This is a genomic window from Arthrobacter horti, from assembly GCF_030731045.1.
Taxonomy (GTDB): domain Bacteria; phylum Actinomycetota; class Actinomycetes; order Actinomycetales; family Micrococcaceae; genus Arthrobacter_E; species Arthrobacter_E nanjingensis.
On sequence record NZ_JAVALS010000014.1, the window covers coordinates 38774 to 53432 of the forward strand.

The 14659-nt window shown below is 70.3% G+C and carries 12 protein-coding genes; 1 reads left to right on the forward strand and 11 read right to left on the reverse strand.

What is annotated here, in order from left to right; translation table 11 throughout:
* The first annotated feature begins 136 nt into the window (after nucleotides 1-136).
* Nucleotides 137-1090 (forward strand): NAD-dependent epimerase/dehydratase family protein, encoded by a 954-nt coding sequence (locus Q9R02_RS14620; protein ID WP_305997438.1) that lies wholly within the window; start codon nucleotides 137-139, stop codon nucleotides 1088-1090.
* On the opposite strand, the gene Q9R02_RS14625 is transcribed toward Q9R02_RS14620, so the two are convergent.
* The 11 genes from Q9R02_RS14625 to argS form a co-directional block, all read right to left on the reverse strand.
* The gene (locus Q9R02_RS14625) at nucleotides 1070-2074 is read right to left on the reverse strand and encodes a glycosyltransferase (protein WP_305997439.1); all 1005 of its coding nucleotides are present in this window, start codon (nucleotides 2072-2074) and stop codon (nucleotides 1070-1072) included. The genes Q9R02_RS14620 and Q9R02_RS14625 overlap by 21 nt on opposite strands.
* A complete protein-coding gene (locus Q9R02_RS14630; RefSeq protein WP_305997440.1) occupies nucleotides 2071-2841 on the reverse strand; it encodes a WecB/TagA/CpsF family glycosyltransferase in 771 nt (256 codons plus the stop codon). The genes Q9R02_RS14625 and Q9R02_RS14630 overlap by 4 nt, the downstream gene beginning before the upstream one ends.
* A complete protein-coding gene (locus Q9R02_RS14635; protein ID WP_305997441.1) occupies nucleotides 2842-3660 on the reverse strand; it encodes an L-threonylcarbamoyladenylate synthase in 819 nt (272 codons plus the stop codon).
* 34 nt (nucleotides 3661-3694) lie between these two features.
* A complete protein-coding gene (gene prmC, locus Q9R02_RS14640; RefSeq protein WP_305997442.1) occupies nucleotides 3695-4582 on the reverse strand; it encodes a peptide chain release factor N(5)-glutamine methyltransferase in 888 nt (295 codons plus the stop codon).
* Between the two features lie 7 nt (nucleotides 4583-4589).
* A complete protein-coding gene (gene prfA, locus Q9R02_RS14645) occupies nucleotides 4590-5663 on the reverse strand; it encodes a peptide chain release factor 1 (RefSeq protein WP_305997443.1) in 1074 nt (357 codons plus the stop codon).
* Between the two features lie 93 nt (nucleotides 5664-5756).
* Nucleotides 5757-7853, reverse strand: coding sequence for a transcription termination factor Rho (gene rho, locus Q9R02_RS14650; RefSeq protein WP_305997444.1), 2097 nt, complete (start codon nucleotides 7851-7853; stop codon nucleotides 5757-5759).
* A 208-nt stretch (nucleotides 7854-8061) separates the two neighbouring features.
* Entirely contained in the window at nucleotides 8062-9030 is a 969-nt protein-coding gene (gene thrB, locus Q9R02_RS14655) for a homoserine kinase (protein WP_425279287.1), read from the reverse strand.
* A 3-nt stretch (nucleotides 9031-9033) separates the two neighbouring features.
* Nucleotides 9034-10137: a threonine synthase gene (gene thrC, locus Q9R02_RS14660; protein ID WP_305997467.1), complete on the reverse strand. Its 1104-nt coding sequence runs from the start codon at nucleotides 10135-10137 to the stop codon at nucleotides 9034-9036.
* Between the two features lie 4 nt (nucleotides 10138-10141).
* Nucleotides 10142-11437 carry a homoserine dehydrogenase gene (locus Q9R02_RS14665; RefSeq protein ID WP_305997468.1) on the reverse strand — a complete coding sequence of 432 codons (1296 nt, stop codon included), beginning with the start codon at nucleotides 11435-11437 and terminating at the stop codon, nucleotides 10142-10144.
* An 8-nt stretch (nucleotides 11438-11445) separates the two neighbouring features.
* Entirely contained in the window at nucleotides 11446-12930 is a 1485-nt protein-coding gene (gene lysA / locus Q9R02_RS14670) for a diaminopimelate decarboxylase (RefSeq protein ID WP_305997445.1), read from the reverse strand.
* On the reverse strand, nucleotides 12931-14580 hold the full coding sequence (gene argS / locus Q9R02_RS14675; RefSeq protein ID WP_305997446.1) for an arginine--tRNA ligase: 1650 nt from the start codon (nucleotides 14578-14580) through the stop codon (nucleotides 12931-12933). It lies immediately after the preceding gene.
* Between the last annotated feature and the right edge of the window lie 79 nt (nucleotides 14581-14659).

The window sequence follows — 14659 nt, forward strand, 5'->3', positions numbered from 1 at the left end:
CCAGGCATGGACAACGGGGACACTGCGGGCAGCGGTGCCGGATACCCCATCCAGCTTAGCGCCCCACGCATCGGCTATTGTGAATTCCCGGCGGCGCGAAGAACTCGCAGGGCCGCACGCCGTCGAGAGGGGCTCCATGAAAGTCGCCGTCACCGGAGCCACCGGATTCGTGGGCCGGCACGTGGTCCGGGCCCTGCTGGCCGAAGGACATGAGGTGGTGGCGCTCGTCAGGTCGCTCCCCCTGGACCCCGGCGTGGCCCGTGCTCTGGACGGCGCCCACCCCGCTGCCACGGGCGACCTGGAGCGCACGGCCGATTTCTCCGGCACGCTCCGCGGCGTCGACGCCGTGGTGCATCTGGCCGCGCGCGTGCACCGCATGGAGGAGGACAGCACCGATCCGCTGGCCGCCCACCGCGCCGTCAACACCGAGCTGACCCGCCGTCTGGCCGAGGCCGCCGCCGAGGCGGGCGTGACGAGTTTCGTGTTCCTGAGCAGCATCAAGGTCAACGGGGAGCGCACCGAGGGGGTCCCGTTCGCAGCCGGCGATGAGCCTGCGCCCGTGGACCCATACGGGGTGTCCAAGTGGGAGGCTGAGCAGGCTCTGGCCACCGTCTGCCGTTCCTCGCGCCTGCGCGGCGTGAGCATCCGTATCCCCATGGTCTACGGCCCCGGCAACAAGGGCAATGTGCAGCGGCTCCTGGGCGCCGTGCGGCGGGGGCTGCCCCTCCCCCTCGCCTCCATCCGCAACCGGCGCACGATGGTGGCGGTGGGCAATGTCTGCTCCGCGATCGTTTACGCCCTGAGCCACGGCTCCGAGCAGTACCAGCTGATCCTCGCCGCCGACTCGCGTCCGGTCTCCACCGCGGATCTCTGCCGGGCGCTGGGGACCGCTGCGGGGCGCAGGGCCGTGCTCCTGCCCTTCCCGCCGGCCCTGCTGCGCCTGGGCGCGCGTCTGGTGGGCAAGGGCGCCGAGGCCGAACGGCTCACGGAGGACCTGGAGGTCCGGGTCAGCGGCACCGCCGAGGGGTTCGCCTGGACCCCGCCGGTGTCCTTCGAGGACGGGATCCGCTCACTCTCCGGCGGGAGCTGACGCTTTCCGGACACCGGCCGGGATCTCCCGGAGCGGATAGACACCGGCCAGGACCTCGGCGTTGGCGCGAGGGGCCCGCAAGGAGTCCTTCACACCCCGGAGCAGGCCCTTCAGGAGCCGGGAGCGCTGCTGCGAGCGAGCCACGGTGCGCGTCCAGTTGCGCACCGACGCCCCGAGGAACAGCACGCGCTCCCACCAGTGGAGTGCCGGGGAACGGAAGTAGACCCACAGCTTGTTCCGGACCTCGTAATAGAAGCGGTCCCCCGGATCGGCCTGCGCGTCACCGAAGGTCTTGGTGTGATGCAGGACCTCCGAGGCCGGCACCGCGAAGGCCGCGTGCCGGCGCGTGATGCGCGCGGTGAACTCGAAGTCGTCGTTCCAGATGAAGTAGTCGGCGATCGGCAGTCCGTCCCGCCGGATCGCCTCGGCTGACACGAAAATCGACACGAAGGAGGCCGTGCGGATGTTGGTCAGCCCCAGCGACTCCGCGGTCCAGCGCGACGCGGAATCCAGCGCCAGCCGCTCCTTGGTCCGGTTCATGGGGTGGGGGCGACCGTCACTCCAGCGCACCAGGCTGGCCAGGTACGACGGTGCCGGAAGGCCGCGGTCACGGATCCTCGCCAGGGCTGCGAGGGCCTCCTCGAGCGAGGACTCCTGCGGCTCCGTGTCATCGTCCATGATCCAGACGTAGTCGGCGCCGTGGTCCTGGACCGCGCGCTCCATGCCGACCACGAAGCCGCCGGCTCCGCCGGTGTTGGTCTCCAGCCGGACCAGGTCCAGCACGGTCCCGTCACTCGTCCGGACGCCTTCTCCGGCCGCCCAGTCACGGAGGAACTCCGCCGTGCCGTCATCCGAGGCGTTGTCCACCACGATCAGGGCATCCGGGCGGACCGAGGCACCGAGCAGCCCGCGGAGCGTGCCTTCCAGCAAAGCGCGACGGTTGTAGGTGACGACGACGGCGGCCACACGGGGTCGCGCGGTCACGACTGCGGCCCCTGGGTCGTCGCGGTTCCCTGCCGCCGGCGGCGCTGGAGGATGAAGAAGAGCTTCCAGGGCTCCACGAAGACGCGGTAGGCGACGCGGCGCGGGTGGAAGAGCAGACGCCAGGCCCATTCGAAGCCCAGGCGGCCGATCCATCGCGGTGCGAGCCGCTGGATCCCGGCCACCTGGTCGATGGCCCCGCCCACGGCGCAATGCACCGCGGGAACCTGATCCACCAGGCGCGTGATGACCTGTTCCTGAAGGGGCATGCCCAGGCCCGTGAGGACCAGCTGCGGCGCGAACTCCCGGAGCCACGCGCTGGCCTCCGCCTCCGCCGCGGCGTTCCATCCCTCACCGGAGCGGCCCTCCACCCGGGCCTGAGGAAGCCGGCGGCGCAGCTCGGCGACGGCGCCGGTATTGGCTTCAGAACCCGATCCGAGCACGGCGATACGCTCCAGACCGTCCACCTCGGCGATGCGCGCGAGCCAGTCCACGGACCCGACCCGGTGAGCACCCGATCCCTGGCCGCCGTTGAAGGTGCGCGCCCAGAGCTTGGCGAGCGGCGCGCCGTCGAGCAGGATGACCGTGCTGCGGTCGTAGAAGGCCGCGAAGGCAGGGTCGCTGTGATACAGCGTCACGCTGTGGAGATTGTGTCCCACGACGGTGTGCGCATCGCCCGTCGCGACGAGACGCCCGATCTCCCGGGCCGCCTCCTCCGCGGTGAACGGGGTGACGTCGACATCGAGGAACGGGAGGCGTACCCTCCCCACTCAGTGGTCCCCGGCCGGGCCGGCGGCGGGAGACCCGGCGTCGGGCTGCTCCTCCGGCTGTTCCTCGGGCTGTTCCTCTGCCTGTTCCGCTTCTTCGGCCTCGGACTCCGCGGCGGATTCAGTCTCCGGTGTCCACATCGCCTCCTCCTGACCGAAGGCCAGGAGGGACGGCACCACGTCGCGGAGGTCCTCCAGCGCGATGGCACCCTCTCGGACGATGCGCGCACGGGTTCCGGTGCAGTCGATGATGGTGGACGGCCGGGCCGCTGCTTCCGGGTCCTCCCCCGCAACAGGCCGGAAGCCTCCGTCGAGGTAGACCTCCACAGACTCGGCCAGCTGTTCGCGGGCGCTCTCCGCGGTCTGCGCGGCCGGCTGGCCGGTGCGGTTGGCGGACGAGACGGCCAGCGGGCCGGTGCGGGCCAGGATGTCCAAGGCCAGCTCGTCGTCCGGCACGCGGAGCGCCACGGTGCCCTTGGTCTCGCCCAGGTCCCAGTCGAGGGACGGCTGCGCGTGCAGGATGAGGGTCAGGGCGCCGGGCCAGAACTTCTCCGCCAGCTTGCGCGCGTCATCGCTGACGTCCACGGCCAGCCCGTCCATGGTCTGCACACGCGGGATCAGCACGGGCGGGGGCATGGTCCGGGAGCGGCCCTTGGCGGCCAGCAGCAGGCGCACGGCCAGCGGGGAGAAGGCGTCGGCGGCGATGCCGTACACGGTGTCCGTGGGGATCACGATGCACTGCTGCTCGGAGATGGCGCGCTGGGCGTGGGCCATCCCCTCGAAGCGGGTTTCCTCCGTGGAACAGTCATAGCTCGAAGTCACGCTGACATTCTCCCATCCTTTTCGCGGCGCGCTCTCAGCCCGCCCTGCGAGCCGACGTGGCGCGGTCCTTGCCATTCAGGTCCTGGTGGGTACGGACGTCCTCCCAGACGCTTTCCCGGCCCAGCCGTGCCAGAAGCCACGGCGCCTGCACCTCGGCGTGCTCCATGATGAAGAAGCCGCCCGGATGCAGAAGCCGTGCCGCGCTGGCCGCGGCGGCCAGCGGAAGTTCCATGCCGTCCGCGCCCCCGCCGTACAGGGCCATCTCCGGATCGTGATCCGCGACCTCCGGCTCCCGGGGAACGGCTTCGCTGGGGATGTACGGCGGATTGGACACCAGAACGTCCACGGTGCCGTTCAGCTCGGGCAGCGCATCGCGCAGGTCACCGAGGTGAAGCACGACGCCGTGCGGCCGGGTATTGCGGTCGGCCCAGGCGTGCGCCAGGGGGCTGAGCTCCACGGCGTGCACACGGGTGCCCGGCACCTCGTGCGCCACCGACGCGGCGATCGCGCCTGATCCGGTGCCGAGGTCCACCACCAGCGGCTCGGTGACGCCGGCGGCCTGGAGCTCCCGGCAGCGGTCGATCGCCCAGCCGGCCACGCCTTCCGTCTCCGGGCGGGGAATGAACACGCCCGGGCCCACGGCCAGCTCCAGTTCCCGGAACCAGGCCACGCCCGTCAGGTGCTGGAGCGGGATCCGCTGAGCGCGCAGGCTCACGAGCTCCGAATACTCCTCGGGGACCAAGCCGGAACCGAGCAGCATGGCGTGCTGCAGCCGCTTGAGGTCCAGCCGCAGCGCGTGTGCCAGGAGCAGCTCGGCGTCACGGCGGGCACTCGGCACGCCCGCTTCGGCGAGCACCGCCGCGGCGGCACGCACGGCGGGTGAGAGGGGCGCCCCGGCGGCCAGGGCGTCGTCGTCGATCACGGTGGGGTTACTCGCCCAGGGCGTCCAGGCGGGCCTGCTCGTCCATCTCGATGGCGGACAGGATGACCGGCTCCAGGTCGCCGTTCATGACGGCATCCAGGTTGTAGGCCTTGTACCCGGTGCGGTGGTCCGCGATGCGGTTCTCCGGGAAGTTGTAGGTGCGGATGCGCTCGGAGCGGTCCATGGTGCGGATCTGCGACTTGCGGTGCTCGGCGCTCTCCGCGTCCAGCTGCTCCTGCTGGTGCGCCAGCAGTCGGGCCCGGAGCACGCGCATGGCGGCCTCACGGTTCTGCAGCTGGGACTTCTCGTTCTGCATGGCCACCACGATGCCCGTGGGCAGGTGGGTGATGCGCACGGCCGAGTCGGTGGTGTTCACGGACTGGCCGCCGGGGCCGGAGGACCGGTAGACGTCGATCTTGAGATCGTTCTGGTTGATCTCGATCTCCTCCGGCTCGTCCACCTCGGGGAACACGAGCACGCCGGCCGCGGAGGTGTGGATGCGGCCCTGGGACTCGGTGGCCGGCACGCGCTGCACGCGGTGCACGCCGCCCTCGAACTTCATCCGGGCCCAGACGCCCTCGGCCGGGTCATTGGAGTTGCCCTTGATGGCCATCTGGGCATCCTTGTAGCCACCCAGATCCGACTCCGTGGAGGAGATGAGCTCGGTCTTCCAGCCGCGGGCCTCCGCGTAACGCGTGTACATCCGCAGCAGATCGGCTGCGAACAGGGCCGCCTCCTCGCCGCCTTCGCCGCCCTTGACCTCGATGATCACGTTGCGGGCGTCGTCCGGGTCGCGCGGGATCAGCAGGCGGCGCAGCTTTTCCTCCGCCGTGGGGAGCTTTTCCTGGATCTGCTCCACCTCGGCGGCGAAGTCCGGATCCTCGGCGGCCATCTCCTGAGCCGCCTCCAGGTCGTCGCTGAGCCCGCGCCAGGTCTTGTACGCCTCCACGATGCCGTTGAGCTGCGCGGAGCGGCGGCCGAGCTTGCGGGCCTGAGCCTGATCGGCGTAGACGGCGGGATCACTCAGCTGCGCCTGGATCTGGGCGTGCTCCTCGAGCATGCCCTGGACGGACTCGAACATTTCTAAAACCTCTTCATCAACGCCGGACGCGGGGTCACTTCTGGCCCGATCTCCTCATCGGATTGGGCCGGAAGTGATCCCGCGTTGCCAGAATTACTTGTCGTTCTCCGACTTGGCAGCCAGGGTGGTGCGCTGAACCTGCAGCAGGAACTCCGCGTTGCTCTGCGTCTCGCGGATCTTGCTGGTGAGCAGTTCCAGACCCTGCTGCTGCTCCAGGCCGGAGAGCAGGCGGCGCAGGCGCCACATGATCTTGATCTCGTCCTGGGAGAGCAGGTTCTCCTCGCGGCGGGTGCTGGAGGCGTTGACGTCCACGGCCGGGAAGATGCGCTTGTCCGCCAGGTGGCGGGACAGGCGGAGCTCCATGTTGCCGGTGCCCTTGAACTCCTCGAAGATGACCTCGTCCATCTTGGAACCGGTCTCCACCAGGGCCGTGGCCAGGATGGTCAGCGAGCCGCCGTTCTCGATGTTGCGGGCCGCGCCGAAGAAGCGCTTGGGCGGGTACAGCGCCGCGGAGTCCACACCACCGGAGAGGATGCGGCCCGACGCCGGGGCGGCCAGGTTGTAGGCACGGCCCAGACGGGTCATGGAGTCCAGGAGGACCACCACGTCCTTGCCCATCTCCACGAGGCGCTTGGCGCGCTCGATGGACAGCTCGGCCACCGTGGTGTGGTCGTCGGCGGGGCGGTCGAAGGTGGAGGCGATGACCTCACCCTTGACCGTGCGCTGCATGTCCGTGACTTCCTCGGGACGCTCGTCCACCAGGACCATCATGAGGTGGACCTCAGGGTTGTTGGTGGTGATCGCGTTCGCGATGGACTGCAGGATGAGGGTCTTACCGGCCTTGGGCGGGGAGACGATCAGGCCACGCTGGCCCTTGCCGATCGGGGCCACCAGGTCGATGATGCGGGGACCGATCTTCTTGGGGTCGGTCTCCAGGCGCAGGCGCTCGGACGGGTAGAGCGGGACGAGCTTGTTGAACTCGACGCGGTTCTTCAGTTCCTCCGGCTGCATGCCGTTGACACTGGTCACGCGGACCAGGGCGTTGAACTTCTGCTGGCGGCTGTTCTGCTGGTTGCCGCTGCTCTCGCCGTCACGCGGGGCGCGGATGGCGCCGACCACGGCGTCGCCCTTGCGCAGATTGTGCTTGCGCACCTGGTTCAGGGTCACGTAGACATCCTGCGGGCCCGGCAGGTAGCCGGAGGTGCGGATGAAGGCGTAGTTGTCCAGAACGTCGAGGATGCCGGCCACGGGGACCAGTACGTCGTCCTCGGTCACCTCGGTGTCGTCCACCTCGGGGCCCTGAGTGCGGCCACGACGGCGCTCATTACGGTCGCGGAAGCGGTCATTGCGGTCATTGCCGATGCGCTCGTTGCGGTCACGGCGGTTGCGCCGGTTCCGGCGGTTGCCGCCGTCCTCGTCATCCGCGGTGCGCTGCTCCTGCTGACGGTTGTCCTGCTGACGCCCGCCCTGCTGGTTGCCGGACTCGGCGGTGCGCTGGGTGCGCTGCTCGTTCCGGTCGCGGCGGTTGCGGCGGTTGCCGTCGCCCTCCCGGGTCTCGCCCTGGGCCTCAGACGCCTCGGCGCTCACGGCCGGCGCCTCAGCGGCGGGGGCTTCGGCCTTGGGAGCCTCGGCGCCCTGCTCGGCGTCCGCGCGGCGGTTCCGGTTGCGGGTCCGGGTGTTGCGGCGCTCGGTGCCCTGCTCAGCGGTCTCGGCGACGGCCTCGGCCGCCGGGGCGGCGGTCTCGGTGGGGGCGCTCTCCGCGGCGGCCTCCGCGGCGGGGGCCACGACGCCGTCGCTGCCAGCACGGCGGGAGCGGCTGCGGGTCCGGCCACGGGCCGGTGCGGTCTCGGTGGAGGCCTGCTCGGCGGGAGCCGCCTCGGTCTTGGCCTCCGCAGCCGCGGTGACGGCCGCCTTGGTCTCGGTGGCCTTGGGCGCAGCCGTCTTGGTCTCTGCCGTCTTGGCTTCGGCGGCCTTCGCCGGACGGTCGGCCACGGAGGAGCCACGCTGGTGGTCGGAGATGGCGGTCACCAGGTCGCCCTTGCGCATCCGGGAACTGCCGGAGATGCCGAGCTGGCTGGCGAGAGCCTGCAGCTGGGCGAGCTTCAGGCCCGCCAGGCCGGCGTTCTTGGCTGCCGGAGCAGCGGAAGATGCAGTGTCCACAGCCGTTGCCTGGACAGTGGTTTCAGTCACGAAGGATCCTTCCCCCTCGGTGGCGTCCGGGCTGGAGCCGGACGGGTGGGTTGACAGCCCAGGCCTTCAGATCATCCTGGGCTGCTCGTGGACCACGCAATGGGGCGGTGCACGAGTTTTCTAAGAGAATTTGCCGCGCGAAAGACACGGTCCAGGAAAAGGATCCGCGGGAGATTCCCGCGCGCAAAAGATGGCATTCACTGCGGAATTACCGCGAATGCACTTCCACTTTAGCACCTTCGCGGTCCACTCCAGGCCTCAGCACCCGCCAGGACACGCCATCCTGGGCCCGGTTCCTGATGAAGGCCTCAACCGCATCCGCCTCGGCGGCGTCGCGGGCGAGGGTCATGACGGTGGGCCCGGCGCCGGAGACCACCGTGGCGTGGCCGGCCGCGCGCAGTGCGCCGATCAGCTCGGCACTCGGGCGCATGGCCTCGGCGCGGTAGTCCTGGTGCAGGTAGTCCCGGGTGGCGGGCAGCAGCAGTTCCGGCGCACCGGTGAGCGCAGCCACGAGCAGGGCCGCGCGTCCGGAGTTCATGGCGGCCTGGTGATGGTCCACCTGGGCCGGCAGCAGCGTGCGGGCCAGTTCGGTGGAGAGTTCGAAGTCCGGGATGGCGACCACGGGGGTCACCTCAGGGTGCACCTCGGCCCGGGCGCTGAGGAACTCCTCGCCCTCCTGCCAGGACAGGGCCAGGGCGCCGAAGATCGCCGGAGCCACATTGTCCGGATGCCCCTCCAGCTCACTGGTGAACTGCAGGACCCATGCGAGACCACGCTGCGCCTCGGCGGGCACCAGGGCGTTCGCCGCGAGAGCCGCAGCGACGACGGCCGCGGCGGAGCTGCCCAGGCCACGGCCGTGCGGGATCACGTTCTCCGCACTGAGCTTCAGTCCTTGATGACGGTACCCGAGCCGGGCGAGTCCCTGCTCCAGGGCACGGATCACCAGGTGGCGGCCGTCGCGCGGCACCGAGTCCACGCCTTCCCCGCTCAGGTCGAACTCGAGGGCACCGGTGTCCAGGGTCTGGACGGTGACGGTGTCGAAGAGCTGGACGGCCAGCCCCAGGCTGTCGTAGCCGGGGCCGAGGTTGGCGCTCGTGGCGGGCACCCGCACGGTGACGGACAGCCCGGCCGGCAGCGCGGCGAGTGCCGCCGCGCCGCCGTCGTGGATTTCAGTCAAGACTCAGCCTTCGAGCCCGAGTGCCGCGGCCACGGAGACCACGTCGTTGGCGACCTTGACCGGGGTGACATCGCTGCCGTCCTCGGTGCGCAGGGCCCACTGCGGGTCCTTCAGGCCATGACCGGTGACGGTGATGACGATGGTCTTGCCGGTGGGGACCTCGCCCGCGGCGTGCTTCTTGATCAGGCCCGCGACGCCGGCCGCGGAGCCGGGCTCCACGAAGACGCCTTCCTTGCTGGAGAGCCAGCGGTGGGCGTCGAGGATCTGCTCATCCGTGACGGCCTCGATGACGCCGCCGGACTCGTCCCGCGCGGCGACGGCGGTGTCCCAGGACGCCGGGTTGCCGATGCGGATGGCCGTGGCGATGGTCTCCGGATGGGTGATCGGGTGGCCGGCCACGAACGGCGCGGCACCGGCGGCCTGGAAGCCCCACATGACAGGGGTCTTGGTGGCGACGGCGGGAAGCTCACCGGCGGTGGCGGACTGGAACGGCGCGGCGTACTCCTTGTAGCCCTTCCAGTAGGCGCTGATGTTGCCGGCGTTGCCCACGGGGAGGATGTGGATGTCCGGGGCGTCGCCCAGGGCGTCCACCACCTCGAAGGAGCCGGTCTTCTGCCCCTCGATGCGGGCCGGGTTCACGGAGTTCACCAGGAACACCGGGTAGGCCTCGTTGAGCTTGCGGGCGATCTCGAGGCAGTCGTCGAAGTTGCCGTCCACCTGCAGGAGGGTTGCGCCGTGGGCGATGGCCTGGGACAGCTTGCCCATGGCGATCTTGCCCTCCGGCACCAGCACGGCGCAGCGCAGGCCCGCGGAGGTGGCGTAGGCCGCGGCGGAGGCGGAGGTGTTGCCCGTGGAGGCGCACACCACGGCCTGGGCGCCGGCCTGAACGGCGGCGGTCATGGCCATGGTCATGCCCCGGTCCTTGAAGGACCCGGTGGGGTTCATGCCCTCCACCTTGAGGTACACGGTGTTCCCGGTCAGCTCGGAGAGCTTCTGGGCGTGCACCAGAGGGGTGCCGCCCTCACCCAGGGTGATGACCCGGGTGTTCTCATCGACGGGCAGACGTTCGGCGTATTCGCGGATGACTCCGCGCCACTGGTGGGCCACTTGTTCAGACACCTTCCACACGGAGGACGGACGTCACGTCCTTCACGACGTCCAATTGGGAAACGGATTCGACGGTCGCGGCGAGGCTGGCCTCGCTGGCGCGGTGGGTCACGATGCGCAGTTCGGCCGTGACGTCATCGGTGTTCATGCTCTGGCGGAAGAGCTCGATGGAGACGCCGTTGTCGCTGAAGACCTGGGCAATGCGGGCCAGGACGCCGGGCTGGTCGGCGACGCTCAGGCCCACGTGGTAGCTGGTGCGGCTGGCCGAGATCGGCAGCGCCGGCACGTGGCCGGTGGTGGTCTCGGTGCGGCCCGGGCCACCCAGGACCACACGGCGGGCCGCGGAGACGAGGTCACCCAGCACGGCCGAGGCGGTGGGGGTTCCGCCGGCACCCTGGCCGTAGAACATGAGTTCACCGGCGTTCTCGGCCTCGACGAAGACGGCGTTGAACGCGCCGCGCACGGCGGCCAGCGGGTGCTCCCGCGGCAGCAGCGTCGGGTGAACGCGCACGCTGACGCCTTCGGCGCCGTCGTCGTCCGTCAGCTTCTCCGCGATGGCCAGCAGCTTGATGACGAAGCCAGCGTCCTTGGCCGCGGCGATGTCCGCTGCACTGACCTTGGTGATGCCCTCGCAATGCACGTCCGCCAGGGAGAAGCGCGTGTGGAAGGACAGCGCGGCCAGGATGGCGGCCTTGGCGGCCGCGTCGTGGCCTTCGACGTCGGCGGTCGGGTCCGCTTCCGCGTACCCGAGGCGCTGGGCCTCCGCCAGGGCGTCTGCGAACTGGGCGCCCGTGGAGTCCATCTGGTCCAGGATGAAGTTGGTGGTGCCGTTCACGATGCCCAGGACACGGGTGATCCTGTCGCCGGAGAGGCTGTCCCGGATGGGGCGCAGGATCGGGATGGCGCCGGCGACGGCGGCCTCGTAGGAGAGCTGCACACCCGCCTTGTCCGCCTCCTCGTAGAGGGTGGGGCCGTCCTGGGCCAGGAGGGCCTTGTTGCCGGTGACCACGCAGGCGCCGTGGCGGATGGCCTCCAGGATGAGGCCGCGGGCCGGCTCGATGCCGCCCATCAGCTCGATGACCAGGTCCGCGCCGGCCACCAGCGTGGAGGCGTCAGTGGTGAAGAGCTCGCGCGGCAGCTCCACGTCGCGCGGGGAGTCCACGTTCCGCACGGCGATGCCGACGAGCTCCAGGCGGGCGCCGGTGCGCGCGGCGAGGGTGTCGGCGTCCTCCAGGAGGATGCGGGCCACCTGGGCGCCCACGTTGCCGCAGCCCAGCAGGGCCACTTTCAGGGTCTTGATGTCTTCCGTCACGGCTGTGCGGCTCCCATGTCTCGGTTCAGGAGGTCTTCCTCGGTCTCCCCACGAATGATCCACCGGGCGGAACCACCGGAGACCGCGACCACACCCGGGCGGGCCAGGTAGTTGTAGTTGCTCGCGAGTGCCCAGCAGTAGGCGCCGGTTCCGGGGACCGCGAGGAGGTCGCCGGCCCGGACGTCTGAGGGCAGGTAAACATCTTTAACAACAATGTCGCCGCTCTCGCAATGTTTGCCCACTACTCGGGACAGCTGCGCGGGCGCATCGGAGGCGCGGTTCGCCAGCGCGGCCGAGTAATCGGCGTCGTAGAGGACCGGGCGGGCGTTGTCGCTCATGCCGCCGTCCACCGAGACGTACCGCCGCGGAAGGGTGCGCGAGGAGTCCTGGGGGTCCTCCGCCTGGACCGTCTTGCGGGTGCCCACCTCGTACAGCGTGAACGTGGTGCTGCCCACGATCGCGCGGCCGGGCTCGATGGAGATGCGCGGGCAGCCGATGCCCAGCTCGCCGCAGGCCTCACGCACGACGGCGGCCAGCGCCTGGGCGATCTCCGCGGCCGGGCGGGGGGTGTCCACGGGCGTGTAGGCGATGCCGTGCCCGCCCCCCAGGTCCATCTCCGGCAGCGTGATGCCGTGCTTGCGCTGCATGGCGTCGTGGAAGCTCAGGAGCTTGCGGGCGGCGATCTCGAAGCCGTCCGGCTCGAAGATCTGCGAACCGATGTGGCAGTGCAGCCCGAGCAGCTCGATGCCCTCCAGCGCGACGGCGGCGTCCACGGCCTGCTCGGCGGCGGACAGCTCCGGGTCCACGCCGCGCTCGGCCGCGTCCTCCGCGGTGAAGGGCGCCATGGAGAGACCGAACTTCTGGTCCTCATGGGCGGTGGCGATGAACTCGTGAGTGTGCGCGTGGACGCCGGGAGTCAGGCGCAGCATCACCTTGGCCACGCCGGCCTCGCCCTCGGCACGGCGCTCCTGCGCGATCCGCGCCACGCGCTCCAGCTCGTCGATGCTGTCCACCACGATGCGGCCCACACCCAGGTCCAGGGCGCGGCGGATCTCCGCGACGGACTTGTTGTTGCCGTGAAGGCCCAGGATCGCACCCGGGAGTCCGGCACGCTGCGCCACGGCCAGTTCGCCGCCGGAGCAGGTGTCCAGTCGGAGCCCCTCCTCGCGGACCCAGCGCGCCACCTCGACGCTCAGGAACGCCTTGCCGGCGTAGTAGACGTCCACTCCCCCGCACAGCTCCCGGAACGCCTCGTCGAAGGCGTCCCGGAAGGCGCGTGCACGGGCGCGGAAGTCGTCCTCGCTCATGACGAACAGGGGCGTGCCGAAGCGTTCCTTCAGCTCGCTGACCGTCACCCCGCCCACGGCGAGCTCGCCGCCGTCGTTCCGGGCGACGTCGTGCGCCCAGCTCGGGGCGTGCAGCGCGTTCAGGTCCTCCGGCAGCGCCAGCCAGGCCGGAGCGAGGGGGCTCGCCGCGCCCATTTACATGCGCTCCGGTGCGGACACGCCCAGCAGGTCGAGGCCGTTGGCCAGGACCTGGCTGGTGGCGTCGTTCAGCCACAGGCGGGTGCGGTTGACCGTGGTCACCGGCTCCTCGCCCTGCGGGGTCACGCGGCAGGCGTCGTACCAGCGGTGGTAGGCGCCGGCCACCACCTCGAGGTGGCGGGCGATGCGGTGCGGCTCACGCAGCTCCGCGGCCTTGGCCACGATGGACGGGAAGCTGCCCAGCTGGGACAGCAGCTCGTTCTCGGTGGGATCCGTGAGCAGGGAGGCGTCGAACTCGCCGCGGTCCACCCCGGCGGCGGCCGCGTTGCGGGCCGTGTTGCGGGCCCGGGCGTGCGCGTACTGCACGTAGAACACCGGGTTCTCGTTGCTGTTCTTCTTCAGCACCTCGGGCTCGAGCGTGATGGGTGAGTCCGCGGGGAAGCGCGCCAGGGAGTAGCGCACGGCGTCCTTGCCCAGCCAGGAGATGAGGTCCTTGAGCTCGATGATGTTGCCGGCGCGCTTGGACAGCTTGGCGCCGTTCACGGAGACGAGCTGTCCGATGAGGACTTCGATGTTCTTCTCCGGGTCATCGCCCGCACAGGCCGCGATGGCCTTCAGGCGGTTGACGTAGCCGTGATGGTCGGCGCCCAGAAGGTAGATCTTCTCGACGAAGCCGCGGTCCCGCTTGGTCAGGTAGTAGGCGGCGTCCGCGGCGAAGTAGGTGGGCTCGCCGTTGGCGCGGATCATCACCCGGTCCTTGTCGTCACCGAAGTCGGTGGTGCGCAGCCAGACGGCGCCCTCCTGATCGAAGACGTGGCCCTGCTCGCGCAGGCGCTCCACGGAGGCCTCCAGCGCACCGGACTCGTGCAGGGTGCGCTCGGAGAAGTAGACGTCGAAGTGCACGTCGAAGTCGGCGAGCGTCTTCTTGATGTCCTCCATCTGCGCCCGGTAGGCGGCCTCACGGACCACCGGCAGGGCGGCCTCGTCGGTCAGTTCACGGACGGCAGGGTGCTCCGTGAGCACCTCCTGGCCGAGGTCCACGATGTACTGGCCCGGGTAGCCGCCCTCCGGCACGGGGCGGCCGTGCAGGCGGGAGAGCACCGAATTGGCGAAGACGTTCATCTGGTTGCCGGCGTCGTTGATGTAGTACTCGGCGGTGACGTCCGCACCGGCGGCGCGCAGCACACGGGCGATCGCGTCGCCCAGGGCGGCCCAGCGGGTGTGGCCGATGTGCAGCGGGCCGGTGGGGTTGGCGGAGACGAACTCCATGTTGACCACGTGGCCGGCCAGGGCGTCGCTCTTGCCGTAGTCGGCGCCGGCCAGCACGATGGTGCGGGCCAGCTCACCGGCGGCACCGGCGTCCAGGGTGATGTTGATGAAGCCCGGTCCGGCGATGTCCACGGAGGCGACGCCGTCCACGGCACTCAGACGCTCGGCGAGGATCCCGGCGAAGTCACGGGGCGCCATCCCGGCACGCTTGCCGAACTGCATGGCGGCGTTGGTGGCCCAATCGCCGTGGTCCCGGTTCTTCGGTCGCTCCACGCGCACATCGGCGCTCAATGCCTCCTCGGGAAGGGTGATGGCGCCGTCGGCGACGGCGGCCTTCAGGCATGCGGTGATGGCGGCGGAAAGCTGTTCGGGAGTCACACCCTCAATCCTACGTGGCGGGGACTCCGGGCCGAAAAGCGTGACCGGGCGGGACACAGAAAGCACACAGACGGCCGTC